This window comes from Pseudoalteromonas sp. Z9A4 (assembly GCF_011378845.1).
Taxonomy (GTDB): domain Bacteria; phylum Pseudomonadota; class Gammaproteobacteria; order Enterobacterales; family Alteromonadaceae; genus Pseudoalteromonas; species Pseudoalteromonas arctica.
Genome location: NZ_WTLA01000024.1, coordinates 47336 through 64039, shown reverse-complemented (window position 1 = coordinate 64039; position 16704 = coordinate 47336). Strand labels below are relative to the sequence as shown.

Genomic DNA, 16704 nt, shown 5'->3' with positions numbered 1-16704 from the left:
ACCCTCATAATCAAAAGATGATAAGGGTATTGTGAAGCAACCAAAAGATCGGTCAACCGATCAAAAATACCTTAACTGATCGGTGTTACGACTAAAGTCGGGCTTTTAATAAAAGCACAGGTGTTTCTATTTTAGGTTAACATGTAAAACAATCCCTTCTTCCTACTCCATTTTATTAAATCCAATAAAGGACATATGTCCTTTGTGTTGGAATTTTGCATCTAAATTTTGATAAAAACACGTAATTTTGTAGTTAAATGTTGCAAAAAAGTTTCTAATTATGTCTATATTTATGCAGTAAAATTGTCACACAATGGTATAATCTTAATCGTTCGTTCAGCCTTATAACATCGTTTTTGTACTCTCGGTAATAAGGTCCGCGCGCATGACGCAAGTCGCGAAAAATTGAACGAGCCCGCAATGAATACATTGCGCAACACAAAAAACCGTTGAACAAGAGTGCACAAAAAAGGTTAAACCCAACATGAAAGCAATGAAAAGATCTACGTTAGCTACCCTAATCAATGCAACGTTGTTCTCTGCAGTAGCAGGTACTTCATTTTCTTCTTTAGCTGCTGAAGAAAAAACAGCTAAAAAAAGTAATCAACTAGAAGTTATTCAAGTAACAGCTCGTAAACGTGTAGAAAACGCTCAAGAAGTACCTGTAGCAGTATCTGCTCTACAAGGTGATAACCTTGATGCGTATAGCTCAGCTGGTATGGATATTCGTTTTTTAAATGCGAAAATTCCAAGTTTATCTATTGAATCTTCATTTGGTCGTTCATTCCCACGCTTTTACGTTCGTGGTTTAGGTAATACCGATTTCGATTTGAATGCATCACAACCAGTATCACTTGTTGTTGATGAAGTAGTTCAAGAAAATGCAATTTTAAAAGGCTTCCCAGTATTTGATGTTGAACGCGTAGAAGTATTACGTGGACCACAGGGAACTTTATTTGGACGTAACACGCCGGCTGGCCTTGTTAAGTTTGATTCTGTTAAACCAAGCCAAGAATTTGATGGTTATGGCTCTGTTTCATACGGTAGCCGTGGCGCTGTAGACACAAGTGGTGCTGTAGGTGGTGCTTTAACTGACCGTTTATCTGCTCGTGTTTCATTATTATGGCAAGATAAAGACGATTACATTGATAACCAAGCTCCAGGCTTTGAAGCTAAAGACGAGCAAGGTGGTTACACTGAAAAAGCGGCACGTGTTCAGTTTTTATATGAAGGCGACGATTTTACTGCTTTATTAAACTATCACACACGTGATTTAGATGGCTCGCCAATTGCCTTTCGTGCAAATGTAATTAAAACGGGTACTAACGAGCTAGTAGATAATTACGAAAGTGATGTTGTTTATCAAGATGCAGCATCTCGTTCTACTCAACAAGTAGAATCTGAAGGTGCAAGCTTAAAGCTTGAGTGGGAACTTAAAAACCACACAATCACGTCTATCTCCGCATGGGAAAGTGCTGAAATATATTCGCGCGCTGATATTGACGGCGGTTACGGTGGCTTCTCAATAGATGACGTTCCAGTTGCTATGGGACCTGGTTTTATTCCTTTCTCTTCAGAAAGTGCTGATGGCATTCCAGATCATGACCAGTTAACGCAAGAACTACGTTTATCTAGTAACTTTGATGGTGATTTAAATTATCAAGTAGGTGTATTTTACTTTGATGAAGAACTAACGATTGAAAACTTTAGTTATGACACTTCAAATAATGGTACTTTAAATGGCTTTGTTCGTCAGCAACAAGATACAACTGCTTGGGCAGTATTTGGCTCTGTTGATTATGTCGTATCTGATGATTTAAAAGTAACAGCTGGACTTCGTTATTCAGATGATGAAAAAGATTTTGTAGCTGACCGCACACTTAGCCCACTTAGCGAATTTGGCGTTGGTCCAAAATTGATTCCTGAAAACGTAAGCGATAGCCATGTAAGCTGGGATTTATCTGCAAACTACAAAGTAAACGATGATGTTAACTGGTACGGACGTGTAGCAAACACATTCCGTGCACCAAGTTTGCAAGGGCGTATTTTGTTTAATGAAGAAGTAACAATAGCTGATTCTGAAACTGTAACATCGTACGAAACAGGTATTAAATCAGACGTGTTAGATGGACAAGGTCGCGTTAATGCAACTGTATTTTATTACACAATGGATGATCAGCAACTTACCGCTGTAGGTGGTGATACAAACTCTAGTAGCTTAATCAATGCAGACAAAACAACGGGCTACGGCTTCGAGCTAGACACACAGTGGGTACTAAGTGATGAGTTTAATGCAACATTTAACTTAAGCTACAATAAAACTGAAATAAAAGATGACAGTATATCCATACCTGTACCTGACCGTGTTACATTAAACGTGACTGATCCAATTAATAATTCAGGCTTTGCAATACTTGATGGTAACAGCTTACCGCATGCTCCTGAGTGGATCTCTAACTTTACGCTTCGCTACACTAAAGAACTTGCCGATGGTAACTTCTTCGCAAGCGGTGATATTTCTTATCGTAGTAAAATCAATATGTTCCTTTACGAATCAGTAGAGTTTGAAGGTAAAGAGCTTATTGAAACAGGTTTGCGTACAGGTTACACATGGTCTGAAGGCGATTACGAATACGAAGTAGCCGCTTTTGTTCGTAACTTATTTGACGAGCAACAAGTTATTGGAGCTGTAGACTTTAATAACAATACGGGTATTGTTAACGAAGAACGTTACGTAGGTGCTGAGTTTAAAGTTAGATTTTTCTAACTAATAGCTAAAAGTATTTACTTTAAAAGCCTGCATTGCGCAGGCTTTTTTATTTGTATAACCCCTTTTAGAGCTGCTAAAGTAGCGCCTAATTGGTTTATTTAAAGAGAAGAGCAATGGCTGGATTTTGGAATTACCGTGTAATTTTTTGTGAAGCAACGAAAGATGAAGCAGCGCAATATCAAATACATGAAGTAGAATATAACTTGAACGGTAAAGTGACTAACTGGTCAGAAACAGGCGCAGCCCCTTTTGGTACAACACTTGATGAGTTGAAAGATGACTCAGATCGTTTAAAAACAGCATTTGAAAAGCCTGTACTTAAAGTTATGCGTAAAACGCGCGGCTACGAGCTTGTTGATGTTGATACGGGTGAAGAAGCAACGGGTGAGCCACCAGCTGGTTTGGCTGAGTAATAGTATAAATAAAGGCGCTTAGGTGCCTTTTTTATTGTCAAAATTTGGCTTAGGTTAAATAAGGGATGAGGATGACATTAGAAGCAGTATTATTTGATATGGATGGCACATTAGTTGATTCAGAAAGCATGCACTTTATATGTTGGAGTAAACTACTTAAGCCTTATGGTGTTAGTTATTTAGAAAGTGATTTTTGTCAGCGTTTTTCGGGGCGTCCTACTTTAGAAGCTGCCATCGACATCAAGCAAGAGCATAATCTATCAGTAACCGCACAATTTTTAGCAGATGAAAAATACCGTTTATTTGGTGAATATGTAATAACACATTTACCGCCACTAATGCCGTTTACTGAGCAAACGTTGAAAGCGGTAAAAAGTAGTGGCTTAAAAATGGCGCTAGTAACAGGTAGTGCTAAAAGTGAAGCCATGCCAATACTTAAAGGTTTAGGGTTTTATGAGCTGTTTGACACGGTGGTAACAAAAGACGATGTAACTAATCCTAAACCTGCTGGAGACCCATATTTACTGGCACTTAAGCAGATAAATATACAGGTAGGCAATGCAATAGCCGTTGAGGATACATTTACTGGCGTTACGGCGGCCAACAACGCCTTGTTACGTGTTGTAGCCATTGCTAATAGCCACACTAAAGATCACGATTTTAGCCAAGCTACCTATAAAATGAGTAACTTAGATGAGTTTTGGCAATGGGTGCAATCTCAACTATAGTTTAAGCCAACTTTTACTTGCTTGGATGCGCCAATGTTTACTATTAAACACCTGCTTTTAATTGTTGTTGTATTTTTTACGCAATGTATAAGTGCAGCACAACCCTCTGTTTTACTGGCTAAAGTATATAACGAAACTAAACATTACGATGTAAGTAAGTATTTAGTCAGTGAAAAATATGATGGCGTAAGAGCTATATGGACCGGCACGCAGTTTGTTACTCGCAAGGGCAATATTATCAATGCGCCGAGTTGGTTTACAGCGCCATTGCCAAATGTATGGCTTGATGGTGAGCTATGGACCAAGCGTGAGCACTTTTCTGCGCTTAGTGGCATAGTAAGAACTAAAAAACCTAATAATCATGATTGGCAAACTATTACTTATAAAATATTTGATATGCCAGATGAAAATCTGCCTTTTAGCACTCGTTATAAAAACTATAATGAGCTTATTACTAGCCTAAACTCGCCGCACATTAGCGTTGTAGTTCAATATAGCTTTACTAATAATGAGCAGCTCACAGAGTATTTTGAAAACATAACTAAGCAGGGCGGCGAGGGCGTAATGCTACATTTGGCTAGTGCTAAGCACAGCAATGGGCGAAGCAGTGCATTACTAAAATTAAAGCCTTATTTAGATGCAGAAGCGGTTGTAATTGCGCACTTACCAGGCAAAGGCAAATACCAAGGTATGTTAGGGGCATTAAGGGTAAAAACAGCACAAGGGCAGGTGTTTTCAATTGGTACTGGGTTTAATGATGCAGAGCGCGCCACTCCACCGGAGATTGGTAGTACTGTAACGTACCGATTTCATGGATTAACAAAAAACGGTTTACCGCGTTTTGCTAGTTTTTTACGAGTAAGAGATAGTTTATAACATTTATAATTTTTACAAAGTGTGCTAAATTGCGCGGCCTTTTTGGTAATGTGTGGTGAAGTATGTTTGTAGGTTTTGATTACGGTAGTTCTAATTGTGCTATGGGTGTAATGAGCGAGGGTAATGTTCAATTAGTACCGCTAGAGCAAGGAAAACATTACTTACCGTCTACACTTTACACTCATCACAGTGCCTTGGTTGTTGACTTTGTTGCTAAGCACTTACATGGCACAGTCCATGATCATGACTTTTTAACGCAGCGCCAAGCATTATTAAATACCTTACCTCGTATTAAGTCAGACCTTGATTTACAACCTTCAGATGAAACCCTATTTATTGGTCGTGAAGCGATTAGCGAGTACGTGCAGTTTCCTGAAGAAGGCTACTTTGTTAAGTCCCCTAAATCATTTTTTGGCGCAACAGGTTTAAAGCAAGGTCAAATTAACTTTTTTGAAGATATTGCAACCGCGATGATCTTAAAAATTAAGCAACGCGCTGAGCTCTCTTTAGGTAAAACACTTACACAAACAGTGATTGGTCGCCCAGTAAACTTTCAAGCTGTGGGTGGCGAGCAATCAAATCAACAAGCGGTCGGTATTTTAGAGCGTGCTGCTAAACGTGCTGGTTTTAAAGACGTAGAGTTTTTATATGAGCCACTAGCTGCGGGTATCGATTACGAGAGTGATTTAACTCAGGATCAAAAAGTACTCGTTATTGATATTGGTGGTGGTACAAGTGACTGCTCATTTGTACAAATGGGCCCAAGCTTTAGAGGAAATAGCCAGCGCGATAGCGATTTTTTATCTCACAGTGGTAAACGTGTTGGCGGAAACGATTTAGATATTGCTTTGAGCTTTCATGGTTTAATGCCGTTATTGGGTTTAGGCAGTACGTTTAAATCAGGTCTACCTTTGCCTAATCAAGCGTTTTGGCAAGCGTGTAAAATTAACGATGTAAACTTACAAAGTCAATTTTATAGTGAAAGCCATACCCGAGAGCTAAATGCACAATTACGTGATGTAAGTGCACCTGAGCTTTATAAGCGTTTAATACATTTACAGCAAAACAAGCAAGGTCATCAGTTAGTACAGCAAGGTGAAGCGGCTAAAATAGCACTTTCATCAGCTAGTGCGTTTGATTGTGATTTAAGCTTTTTAGATAGTGGGCTGAATAAAAATGTATCGGTAAGCGATTTAGCTGTTGCCGTTGAGAGTAGTATTAGTCAAATAGTGACTTTAGCAAAACAAGCAATCAGCGACGCTGCGACCACGCCAGACATTATTTACTTAACAGGTGGCAGTGCACAATCACCATTGATTAAAGCGGCTTTAAGTGAGCACTTAGGCAATATAAAAATGGTTAACGGAGATCACTTTGGTAGTGTAACTGCTGGCCTGACTAAATGGGCCAGCATGCTTTATAAATAACCTAGATTACAATTGAGGTTTAAAGATCTATTTGTCGGGTTGCGAGGTATTTTTCGTAATCTGGCAATGTACGTTCAAGCTCTACATCCATAAGTGGTGAGCTTAATAACATATCTGCACTCACCTCATTACACGCCACCGGAATATTCCAAACAGCGGCTAAACGCAGCAGTGCTTTAACATCAGGGTCATGAGGCTGTGATGCTAGTGGGTCCCAAAAAAATATTAAAACATGTATCTCATGTTCTGCTATTTTAGCGCCAAGTTGTTGATCGCCGCCCATAGGACCACTTAAAAGCTGAACTACATCAAGTCCCGTGGTTTTTTGAATTAAATGCCCGGTAGTACCTGTGCCATATAAAGTGTGCTTACTTAGTATTTCTTTGTGTTTTTCACACCATAATTTTAATGCTGCTTTTTTACCGTCGTGCGCAACTAAAGCAATATTTTTTTGTGCGGGAAGAGATTGTGTTTTTTGTTCCATGCTAATTCTTTTTATTGGTGAACCTAGACTCGGAAGAATAAATCTCTTAACCAAAGTACAGGTTAGTTAAAATAATAGATTGATAGCAAGGGCAATAAATACAATGCCGGTGATCCTATCAATCCAAAGTTGGCTATTTGGGTTACGTCTAAAAAACTGTGCAATTTTGTCGCCAAAATAAATATACGTGCAGTCAATCGGAAAAGCAAAAAGAGGGTAAAGTAAGCCAAAAAAAGCGAGTTGAAAAGTAGCAGATGAAAGCGTTGGATCTACAAATTGCGGAATAAATGCAATAAAAAACAGCGCCACTTTAGGGTTTAGCACTTCAGTCATCATGGCTTGAAACATGACATTACTTTTTTTACTGGTACTTATATGCGGTTTATCGGTTTGCTTGCCCTCAGATATAGGTTCTGGCTGCTTTAGCGTGCCTTTAATCATCATAAACCCCAAATAACATAAATATGCTGCGCCTGCATATTGCACTGCGGCATAGGCGCTAGGGGAAGCTTTTAGGACTGCGCTTAGGCCTACAACAGCAAATAGAGTATGAATAACCCCACCTAATGCAAAACCAAAAGCACTTTGCATGCCGGCGCTTCGACCATTAGCAAATGTTTGTGCCATCAAAAATGCATTTGATGGCCCAGGTGCTACAGCCATTAAAAAGCTGGCTAATAAAAACGAGACTAAAAAATCAGGATTGATCATTGAGCGCTTTTAGTTGGGTGTAAAGTATGTGCTTTTTTGCTCATTAAAATAATCCAAAGCGGAACTAGTAATAATAAATGAAAAGCAATTAACCACGGTGTACTTAACCCTAAATATTGGGTTAAAACAACGAGTATACTCGCGCCACTCATTTGCATAGCACCAAGTAATGCCGAGGCTGTGCCTGCTTGTTTAGGAAAACTCGACAGAGCCATACCTGCAGCTGAGCCTAAACTTAGAGCAAAGCCTAATGCTGCAATTAAAATAGGTAACATAAGCGCAAATGCCGTTTCTATACCGCTAAGGGCTAGCATTAAAACGCCTGAAAAAACCAGTACACTCACACCGACACGTAAAGCACGTTGGCTATTTCGTTTAATGTACGTTGGTAAAATAAAACTAGCGACAATACTTATTACGGCGTTTAACGTAAACCAAAAAGTAAAGTCGGCTACGGTGCCGCCTAAATGCGTAATGAGCCAGCCTGGAGCTAGCGTCACATAAACTAATATGGCCGACATTGAGACCATGCAAATTAGGCTATTAAACAAAAATACCGGTGTTTTTATAATAGGTGTAAAGCGACGTAAATCTAAAATATGCCCCTGATAATGGCTATCAGCAGGACGAGTTTCTCTAAAAAAGAATAGCGTAACAACAAGGCCTACAATGGCAAACGCGGTTAAAAACATAAAGTTCATACGCCAGCCAAATTGTACGGTAAGCCAAGCTCCTAAAATAGGTGCCATTGCCGGAATAAAGCACACAATCCCGTTAAGGTAGGTGATCATTTGTCCACTTCGTTCACTGCCATATTTGTCACGTACTATCGCAAATGCGACAACAAATGTGGCACAGGCTCCAAAACCTTGAAGGGCACGTGCAATCATCAATATCTCAAAAGAAGGCGAGTAATAGGCAAGTAATGCTGAGCCTGCATATAAGCTTATACCCACTATAGCCACTGGCTTTCGGCCAAACCTATCGGCCAAAGGCCCCGCAATTAATTGGCCCAAACCTACTGTTAGCATAAAAATAGCAACGGTTTGCTGAACTTGTTGTTCTGTAACTGCAAATTGTTCTGCAATAGTAGGAAAAGCGGGTAAGTAAATATCAATTGCCATAGGGCAAAATATAACGAGTAACACTAAGATAAGTAACAAAGTCATATTAGGTTTAGCGGGCTGTGTTTGCATTGAGTCTCCTTTTGCCGAGTATTTTAGGTGGGCACTCGTAAAAAAGAAAGGGCTTATGACCCCTGCATAGGTTGTCATTTTTATTTTTTTGATTGGATTAAGCTAAAAAGGCAGTGTAAATGCACTTTTTAAAACTGGTCTGATGTGTTAGTTTGATAAAAGTAACTGTTGATGGAAAATAATAATGAGTAATAAATCTGCACTTGTACAAACATGGCACAAATTTAAGCACTTACCTTTTGGGAACTGGCTTTTTACTAAAGCTGTTTGTTTTAAAGCGCCATATTTTGGTTCGATGAAACCTTACGTGCTCGATCTTCGAGAAGGGCATTGTAGCGCAGTGGTAAAAAATCGTCGCAGCGTCCATAACCATATTGGAACTATTCATGCTATTGCGCAGTGTAACTTAGCTGAGTTGTGTGCAGGTGTAATGGTAGATGCAACAGTACCCGTTAAAACGCATCGTTGGATCCCTAAAGGGATGACAGTTAGGTATTTGGCTAAAGTAGATACAGATGTAAGAGCCGTCGCTGAAATTGATTTACCACATAAATGGATTGACAAAGAGGACCTAGTAGTACCCGTTAAACTTTATAATACCCGCAATGAACTTGTTTTCACTGCCGATATTACAATGTACATTACAGAGAAAAAGTAACTTACTTTTTCTCTACAGCTTTCTTATTAGTAAAAGACAAACCACTGGCATCATCTTCTTTAAGCAATACTTTAACCTCACTTACAGAAGGCTTAGATTTATCATTAATCAATTCAACATTTTCCTTTTCAAAGCGCTGCTTTAAGCTGCCCTCAATAACTGCACCAGCATCAATACTCAACGTATCATGTAATACATCGCCATTTACATGTGCCGTATGCTGAATTTTTACTTCACTGGCATTTAAGGTACCAATAATTTTACCTTTTACAACAACACTTTTAGCTTCAACAATGCCTTCAACAACCCCAGTAGAACCTATAACTAAATGTTCAGCTTTAATATCACCATCTATACGACCATCTAGTTGCACTTCTCCTTGGCTGATTAAAGTACCAGTCATACGTACATCCTCAGAGATGATAGAGGGAGTTTGACTTGTCTTTTTTAAAGGTGAGTTATTTGAAGATGAGTTATCTACTTTTTGCTTTTTTTTACTGAACACTAGAAAACGCCTTTGTTATTTTTAGAGGATTGACTTGCTTGCCATTAAGTAATACTTCGTAGTGCAAATGAGTACCTGTACTTCGACCTGTGCTACCCATTAGACCAATTACGTCGTGTTTAGTGATTAGCTGCCCTTTTTTAACTTTGATTTTATTTAAATGACCAAATCGTGTTACTAAGCCATTTTTATGTTCAAGCTCAATAAAGTTACCATAACCGCCGTTGCGACCAGCTCTAAGAACTACAGCGTCGGCAGGGGCAAATATTTTGGTTTTATGCCAACCAGCTAAGTCAATTCCTTTATGAAATGCATGATTGCTATTCATCGGATCTTTTCTGAGTCCAAAATTGCTCGAAATATAATATTTAGCATTAACCAAGGGAAGAGTGTTTGGCAACTCAGTCAAAAAATTTTCTAAATTATTTAATACTAATAATTTATCAACAATGGCTAGAAAGTGGCTTGGGATTTTTGTTTCGTCAAATATATCAAGCGGACCACCCTGCGCTGTAATTTGTGCGCTTAATATTAAATGTTGTTCAAGAGCCGACTCAAGACCTGCACCTTTAACCATGGATAAAATAGCTTCGTGTCGCTCTTTTATCTGACTACCTAACAGAGTAAAATTTTGTTCGTAATAGTTATTTAAACGAACAGATCTTTCTGTAAATGTAATTGGGCTTATTGATTGTACTTGTTTATCTTTTTTATTTTCATCGATTAACGGCTCATGAAACTCACCGCTACTTTCATTAATTGGTGATTGAAGTTCTTCATCAAATTTAATTGCATCTTTACTAATCGAATTTGGAAGAGATTCTATCATGTTCTGTAGCAGCGCTTGTTTTTGCTCAAGTACTGCAAGTTGTTCTAATTGGGTAGCTTGAAGGGCATGCTGTTCAGAGGCTTTTTTCTGCCAAAGTGTTTGTTTATTTATTTGACTTTGTTCTATGTCAGAAATTTTATTTGTTTGTGTGTAAACACGAAAACTCGAAATACTCAGCCAAGCAAAAGTAACTAAAATAAGCAATGCTACAAGAAGTTGAAACCAAGGTGCTAAAACAACATGCTTAACCTCTCCATTTTGGCGAATAAGCAGCTGACGAGCCGGGAAAAATTTTTGATAAAAAGACTTTATAAATACTGACATGGCATCTAAATACTGGCTATTAACTAGATTAAGATAGCAATTTGAGTTTAAAAAGCCAGAAAAATATTGTAACTATTCGAAAATTAATAAAAAAGGGCTGCTTTTAGTAAGCATCCCTTTTCATGATGTTTTTTAATATGCGTATTATTTTGTAGGCAGTACTGTGCTCTCTACAGAGCCAAAACCAATACGTACATAACCTTCTTTTTCACACCAACCGCGCATAATAACGTTATCGCCATCTTCTAAAAAGTTGCGTTGTTCGCCATTACTTAGCGTGATTTTTTCTTTACCGCCACGAGAAAGCTCAAGTAAAGAACCCGCCTCTTCATGCGTTGGACCAGATTGAGTGCCAGAACCTAACATGTCACCTGGCATAAAGTTACAGCCGTTTACTGTGTGATGAGTAACCATTTGTGCCACAGTCCAGTAAGAGTGCTTAAAGCTAGATGTTGATACGCGTGTAGGGTTATGCCCTTCGCTGCGCATTTTTTGCGTTTGAATTTTAACATCCATTTGAATATCAAAAGCACCTTGGTCGCGGTTCGCTTTTGATTCTAAATAGTCCATGGGCTGTGGATCGTTTTCATCACGTGTCCAGCTTGTTCTATAAGGCGCTAATGCTTCGGTTGTAACAATCCAAGGTGATACAGTTGAGGCAAAGTTTTTAGCTAAAAATGGACCAAGCGGTTGGTATTCCCATGCTTGTAAATCGCGTGCTGACCAATCGTTAAATACACAAAAGCCAAATACGTGATTTTCTGCATTTTCAATCGCAATTGCATCGCCCAGTGCATTACCTTTACCTAAGTAAATACCTACTTCTAGTTCGTAATCAAGGCGCTTACACGGACCAAATGACGGTACTTCTGCATCTGGCGCTTTAGTTTGACCTTTAGGGCGATGAAATGTTTGACCCGATACGTCAATTGAAGAAGAACGACCATGATAACCAATAGGTACCCATTTATAGTTAGGTAGTAATGGGTTATCAGGGCGAAATAAACTGCCCACGGCGGTTGCATGGTAAATAGAGGTGTAAAAGTCGGTGTAATCACCGATGCGACAAGGTAGTGAAAACTCTATATCAGATTGTGCAACAAGTGTATCGCTAAGTGCTTGTTGGTGCTCAGAGCCTGCTCGTAGTGCTTTTGAAAGCGCTAAACGAAGTGCTGACCAATATTGCTTCCCTAAACCCATAAATGTATTTAGGGTTGCTTCACTTGCTGCATCAGCGGCTGTTTTTGCGTCACCTTTTAAAACGTTTAATTTGCTCAGTTTTGCTAAATCAATTACTTGGTCGCCAATTGCAACACCACCACGAAAGGCCTCATCAGACCCTTTGCGACGAAACTCTGCAAACGGTAAGTTTTGAATAGGGAAGTCACAATTATCAACATTAGCTGACTCTACCCAGCTGGTTAAATTAATATCATGGGTTTCGTTAATTAGGCTCATTACATTTCCTTTGGATTTTACTGTATGGCGACAAGGTATAGTTTATTTAATCATACTTGTACTCAGCGCAATACTTTTTAAATATTAAAACGACAAAAAGCAGCGAAGTTCGCTGCTTTTAATTTACTCAAATATTTTATAAAACGCCGCGACGCTCTTGGTCGCGTTCGATTGATTCAAATAATGCTTGGAAGTTACCTTCACCAAAGCCACCATCATCAACGCGTTGGATCATTTCTATAAAGATTGGACCAAACAAGTTTTTAGAGAAAATTTGTAATAAATAACAATTTTCACTCTGGCTATCTACGAGTATTTGATGCTGACGAATTTTTTCTTTGTCTTCTGCAACCCAAGGTACGCGGTCAAAAATAGTATCGTAGTACTCTGGAATAATATCCAAAGTAGCGATTGTTGATTTATCAAGCTTATCAAGAGAGCTTACTAAATCATCTGTTAAAAACGCTAAATGCTGAACACCAGGGCCGTTGTATTCGCCAAGGTATTCGTCAATTTGGTTATTATCGTTTCCTTTACCTTCGTTTATTGGAATAGAGAAGGTGCCACAAGGGGATTTAAGTGCATACGAAATAAGCGCTGTTTTTTGACCTTTAATGTCAAAGTAGCGTACTTCTGTAAAACCAAATACGTCTTTGTAAAAGTTAGCCCATTTTTCCATGGTGCCTTTATAAACGTTATTAGTTAAATGATCGATTCGGATAAAGCCTTTATCTTCTACAACATTTTGCGTTTCTAAATCTTCAAAATCACTTTCGTAAATAGTGCCTTTGTCGCCAAAATTTTCAATAAAGTAAATTAGGCTGTCGCCAATGCCATAAATTGCCGGGTAAGGCATGTTTTTATGTGTTGAATCAGTGGCTGGTTTTGCACCACGCTCTACTGCAGTTTCAAATGCTTTTTGCGCATTCTCAACACGCCAACCCATTGAACAAATAGCAGGACCATGGCTTTTAGCAAATTCGGCAGAAAAACCTTCACGCTCGTTATTCAGTAAAAAGTGAATATCGTTTTGGTTGTAATAAACAATGTCTTTACCTTTGAATTTTTTAAGCTTGGAGAAGCCAAAATCAGTAAATACTTTATCCATATAATCAGCATCAGGTGTTGCGTATTCGGTAAATTCAATACCGACTAAACCTAAATAGTTATTTACTTCACTCATCATTATTACTCCCGCAATTAAGCACTGCGATTATGTGTTGTTGTCATATTGCAGTAGATAATCAACCAGATTTTTGATTTGGGGAAGAGGGGAGCGCTATTTAGTAAATGTGGTATGTGTAAATTTAATAGGACGGTTATTATAAAGTTACGCGTTTGTAATACAGTTAAGTGAAATGAAGAAATATACCATAGGATTGAATGGTGATCTTTTATCATTAATTAGTTGTTTTTAAACGATAAAAATGAGGTTTAACCTGTGTTAAACCTCCTTTTATAATCAACAAGTCAAAGCCTGTTTGTATTTAATTGTTTACACTTTGAGAGGCGTTACCAAAGAACTTGTTTCGCTGCCCTATCCATAAGTTAGTTTTTATTGCTGGAGCTGCTTTGTAGTGACGTTCAATCGTTTGATTTAACACACGCGTTGGTTGTTCAAAGGTTAATTTTTGTTGTGCAGCGCCCATACTTTTAATTTCGCCACGGGTCATTGCACGGCCAGCATAAAGTAGTGCGTTTAAGTAACCGGGTACTGTTTCGTAGTTATTATCGGTAAATAAAAGTACCGCTTTATCGAGCGCCCAGCGTTTGTCTATTTCACCAAATTCTTTTACACCTGCTAATTCGCCATCAATATATACCTCAAATACGCCATTTGTCGGTGCTGTGTAGAACACAAATGCTACACGGTGCCATTTTTCTGGCTCAGTAGCACCAAAATAACCGCTTTTAAAGGTAGATTGGCCATAGCCACCAGTGGGATCAATAAATATATCAGCATCATCTTCTGAGTAATTCACTGTTTCAGCTTGTATTATAGCCCGATAAATATCTTTGCCTTCAGACGGCCAATATAAATCCATTACTAGAGTATAGTCAGATACCATACCTTCACTTGCAAAGTCACCATTTGCTTGCGTGTTTAATTCAATTTTAAAACCCTCTGTAGGTGAGTGATCAGTAAAAGCCATTACACCAGAAGGACCATCAGTTAAATCCGCAATATCAAGAGCAGTGGTTGTCTCATAGCGTGTATCTTCTGGGCCCCAACCGTCATTTTCTGGATCAAAGTAGCTTAAAACCGATGGGCCAGAGTCTGGAGTTAGTGGGTTTGTTGGATCGTCAAAGTTCCAAGTTGTTATATTAGCCACATCTTGGCAAGCATTAAGCTGTGTGTCTGTATCAAGGTGAAGACATTGAGTTGTTCTAAAGCGTGCGTATTGATCAAGTAGCCACCATGCTTCGGCAATTGGTTTAACATCATTGAAAGTAACACTGCTAAAAAATAAATCTGGATTAAGTGCCGCACCTTTAAATAAAGCGACATTATAATTTGTCGTTACTTGAATATCTTCTGGCTTTAACACAAACCAATCGGGTTGGCTGGCAATCATTGTGTTTAAATCAGTGCCCGTAACAGTTACTTGATACAGTGAATTAAAGCCAGGTGTGTTTGATGGCTGTCTTTCAACATAAAATGTTTTGTGAAAATCTTCTTGTGTAACTGTACCTGGCGTCCATCTTTTTTGCACAAGCTCAGGGTTAAGCAGTGCTGCATTAATTGAGCTTGAATGTTTAGTTGCAAGTGCAGTAATACCCGCAACTTCAAAATCACTCGGATAGTTTTCTGAAATGGCAATTTCGGTATCAGCATCGGGTGCGTAACGTCCCATTATTTCATCGATAGCTAGCTTGGTTTCTTCGTCAGGTTCTATAGATGTTCGCGTATCTACATGTTGATAATCGTAACTACTTAGTGTTTTATTGGCAGTATTAAAGATCAAGTTTAAATCGGTAACACCGCGTGCATAAAAATCAGGCTGAATGACTAATGCGTTATTATCAAGCTCTATAAAGTCCTCACCACCGTGAGTATGCCCGCCAAGTACTAAGTCTATACCCGGTACATTGGTTGCTATCTCAACATCAGTTCCTTTACCTAAGTGGCTTAGCATAATCATGTAATCAACGTCATCACTGTATTGGCTTACAATACTTTGTGCGATTTGTTGCCATTTCCAACTCATTTTAAATTGTTTTATAAAGTCAGGAATAGGGTCACCTTCAATTGGCTTGTCAAGCTCATCCCATGGTACCGAAGTCATCCCAAACACACCGAATGTTATGCAGCCAACCTGTACCTTAGCAAAATCGACACCACCAAATTTCTGGTTTTTCTCTCCCTCAAAACGGGTATTACTGGCAAGTACAACAGCATTGTTGTCTTGTGAAAACTCAAGTAGCTTTTCAGGACCCCACGCATAGTCATGATTGCCTAAAACACGTAAATCAAAAGCCATTAGCTTTACAGTTTCATCAGAGGCTAACCCTTGTGATATTTGCTCTGCAACAGTTCCTTTTTCATAATCATCGCCACCATCGGTAAATAATGTATGCGGCGATTCGCTTAGCACTTTTTTATAATAGGCTTTGATGCGACTAAAGTACTGCTCTTGATACCCAAAGCGAGCATGCATGTCGGCAACGTGAACAAATCGTATTGATTGCTCTGTCGCATTAGCATCACATGTAGGGCCAACATCAGAAAATGCCACAGTACGTTGCATTTCTAATGCATAGCTACCTAGTTGATCTACTTGTGCGCTAACAAAACCTTGCGATACCGTTGAATTAGTAATGCTAGACCAAGAACCCCCGTTTAAATGAGCAATAGTTAGTTGCCCACCTAAGGCGTAGTCGTCAGGTATTTTTATGGTGATTGTCATTAAGCTTGAAAGTTGCAATGTACCTGGAGTGAGCGTATGTATATCTGAAATGATATTTTTTGTTTGATTATTTTCATCGAGGATTGATTTTTCGTAGGTTATTTCAGTATCGCTAGCAACTATTTGCCCGGGGGCATTGATAGTAAAGTTACCTTCATCTAATGACGTTTGTAAGCCATTAATATTGGTAATAATTAAACCACTAGGCTCAGACTCCACTGGATCGTTTGGATTGACTGTTACTTCATCACCGGCACCGCAGGCGGATAAAAAAAAGCTAATAATTATAAATGTAATAACACGTGATATCGTTAATAATTGCATGTACTGCTGTCCCTGAGTCTATTCCATAGCTAATTAGGACATAATATCAGTTAACGAGTGTGTGGGGGCAAAGTTGAATAAAAAAATTCCCCC

The 16704-nt window shown here is 38.8% G+C and carries 14 protein-coding genes; 6 read left to right on the top strand and 8 right to left on the bottom strand.

What is annotated here, in order from left to right:
- Window positions 1-484 precede the first annotated feature (484 nt).
- From GQR54_RS15610 to yegD, 5 genes are all read left to right on the top strand, one after another.
- Window positions 485-2767, top strand: a complete 2283-nt coding sequence (locus tag GQR54_RS15610; RefSeq protein WP_166378853.1) for a TonB-dependent receptor — start codon at window positions 485-487, stop codon at window positions 2765-2767.
- A gap of 116 nt (window positions 2768-2883) precedes the next feature.
- Window positions 2884-3183, top strand: a complete 300-nt coding sequence (locus tag GQR54_RS15605; RefSeq protein WP_166378851.1) for a hypothetical protein — start codon at window positions 2884-2886, stop codon at window positions 3181-3183.
- Between the two features lie 71 nt (window positions 3184-3254).
- Window positions 3255-3911 (top strand): HAD family phosphatase, encoded by a 657-nt coding sequence (locus GQR54_RS15600; protein ID WP_166378849.1) that lies wholly within the window; start codon window positions 3255-3257, stop codon window positions 3909-3911.
- A 33-nt stretch (window positions 3912-3944) separates the two neighbouring features.
- On the top strand, window positions 3945-4787 hold the full coding sequence (locus GQR54_RS15595; protein WP_166378847.1) for a DNA ligase: 843 nt from the start codon (window positions 3945-3947) through the stop codon (window positions 4785-4787).
- 62 nt (window positions 4788-4849) lie between these two features.
- Window positions 4850-6214: a molecular chaperone gene (yegD, locus tag GQR54_RS15590; RefSeq protein WP_166378845.1), complete on the top strand. Its 1365-nt coding sequence runs from the start codon at window positions 4850-4852 to the stop codon at window positions 6212-6214.
- 19 nt (window positions 6215-6233) lie between these two features.
- Here yegD and GQR54_RS15585 read toward each other — a convergent pair whose 3' ends face one another.
- From GQR54_RS15585 to GQR54_RS15575, 3 genes are all read right to left on the bottom strand, one after another.
- Entirely contained in the window at window positions 6234-6698 is a 465-nt protein-coding gene (locus GQR54_RS15585; protein WP_002958191.1) for a methylglyoxal synthase, read from the bottom strand.
- 66 nt (window positions 6699-6764) lie between these two features.
- Window positions 6765-7409 (bottom strand): LysE family translocator, encoded by a 645-nt coding sequence (locus GQR54_RS15580; protein ID WP_166378843.1) that lies wholly within the window; start codon window positions 7407-7409, stop codon window positions 6765-6767.
- Window positions 7406-8605: a multidrug effflux MFS transporter gene (locus GQR54_RS15575; RefSeq protein WP_166378841.1), complete on the bottom strand. Its 1200-nt coding sequence runs from the start codon at window positions 8603-8605 to the stop codon at window positions 7406-7408. Before GQR54_RS15575 ends, GQR54_RS15580 begins: the two co-directional genes overlap by 4 nt.
- Before the next feature lie 184 nt (window positions 8606-8789).
- On the opposite strand from GQR54_RS15575, the gene GQR54_RS15570 reads away from it, so the two are divergent.
- Window positions 8790-9263 (top strand): hotdog fold domain-containing protein, encoded by a 474-nt coding sequence (locus GQR54_RS15570; RefSeq protein WP_166378839.1) that lies wholly within the window; start codon window positions 8790-8792, stop codon window positions 9261-9263.
- A gap of 1 nt (window position 9264) precedes the next feature.
- On the opposite strand, the gene GQR54_RS15565 is transcribed toward GQR54_RS15570, so the two are convergent.
- The 5 genes from GQR54_RS15565 to GQR54_RS15545 all read right to left on the bottom strand — a co-directional run bounded on the left by GQR54_RS15565 (window position 9265) and on the right by GQR54_RS15545 (window position 16611).
- Window positions 9265-9768, bottom strand: coding sequence for a polymer-forming cytoskeletal protein (locus GQR54_RS15565; RefSeq protein WP_166378837.1), 504 nt, complete (start codon window positions 9766-9768; stop codon window positions 9265-9267).
- Window positions 9758-10921 (bottom strand): M23 family metallopeptidase, encoded by a 1164-nt coding sequence (locus tag GQR54_RS15560; protein WP_166378835.1) that lies wholly within the window; start codon window positions 10919-10921, stop codon window positions 9758-9760. Before GQR54_RS15560 ends, GQR54_RS15565 begins: the two co-directional genes overlap by 11 nt.
- Before the next feature lie 144 nt (window positions 10922-11065).
- The gene (gene fahA, locus GQR54_RS15555) at window positions 11066-12379 is read right to left on the bottom strand and encodes a fumarylacetoacetase (protein ID WP_166378833.1); all 1314 of its coding nucleotides are present in this window, start codon (window positions 12377-12379) and stop codon (window positions 11066-11068) included.
- A 136-nt stretch (window positions 12380-12515) separates the two neighbouring features.
- Window positions 12516-13562 carry a 4-hydroxyphenylpyruvate dioxygenase gene (gene hppD / locus GQR54_RS15550; RefSeq protein WP_024589439.1) on the bottom strand — a complete coding sequence of 349 codons (1047 nt, stop codon included), beginning with the start codon at window positions 13560-13562 and terminating at the stop codon, window positions 12516-12518.
- A gap of 304 nt (window positions 13563-13866) precedes the next feature.
- The gene (locus tag GQR54_RS15545) at window positions 13867-16611 is read right to left on the bottom strand and encodes a metallophosphoesterase (RefSeq protein WP_166378830.1); all 2745 of its coding nucleotides are present in this window, start codon (window positions 16609-16611) and stop codon (window positions 13867-13869) included.
- Between the last annotated feature and the right edge of the window lie 93 nt (window positions 16612-16704).

Bases quoted from the DNA above. Each gene is read 5' to 3' on its own strand.
- GQR54_RS15610 (WP_166378853.1), top strand. From the start codon at position 485: ATGAAAGCAATGAAAAGATCTACGTTAGCTACCCTAATCAATGCAACG.
- GQR54_RS15605 (WP_166378851.1), top strand. From the start codon at position 2,884: ATGGCTGGATTTTGGAATTACCGTGTAATTTTTTGTGAAGCAACGAAA.
- GQR54_RS15600 (WP_166378849.1), top strand. From the start codon at position 3,255: ATGACATTAGAAGCAGTATTATTTGATATGGATGGCACATTAGTTGAT.
- GQR54_RS15595 (WP_166378847.1), top strand. From the start codon at position 3,945: ATGTTTACTATTAAACACCTGCTTTTAATTGTTGTTGTATTTTTTACG.
- yegD (WP_166378845.1), top strand. From the start codon at position 4,850: ATGTTTGTAGGTTTTGATTACGGTAGTTCTAATTGTGCTATGGGTGTA.
- GQR54_RS15585 (WP_002958191.1), bottom strand. From the start codon at position 6,698: ATGGAACAAAAAACACAATCTCTTCCCGCACAAAAAAATATTGCTTTA.
- GQR54_RS15580 (WP_166378843.1), bottom strand. From the start codon at position 7,409: ATGATCAATCCTGATTTTTTAGTCTCGTTTTTATTAGCCAGCTTTTTA.
- GQR54_RS15575 (WP_166378841.1), bottom strand. From the start codon at position 8,605: ATGCAAACACAGCCCGCTAAACCTAATATGACTTTGTTACTTATCTTA.
- GQR54_RS15570 (WP_166378839.1), top strand. From the start codon at position 8,790: ATGAGTAATAAATCTGCACTTGTACAAACATGGCACAAATTTAAGCAC.
- GQR54_RS15560 (WP_166378835.1), bottom strand. From the start codon at position 10,921: ATGTCAGTATTTATAAAGTCTTTTTATCAAAAATTTTTCCCGGCTCGT.
- fahA (WP_166378833.1), bottom strand. From the start codon at position 12,379: ATGAGCCTAATTAACGAAACCCATGATATTAATTTAACCAGCTGGGTA.
- hppD (WP_024589439.1), bottom strand. From the start codon at position 13,562: ATGAGTGAAGTAAATAACTATTTAGGTTTAGTCGGTATTGAATTTACC.
- GQR54_RS15545 (WP_166378830.1), bottom strand. From the start codon at position 16,611: ATGCAATTATTAACGATATCACGTGTTATTACATTTATAATTATTAGC.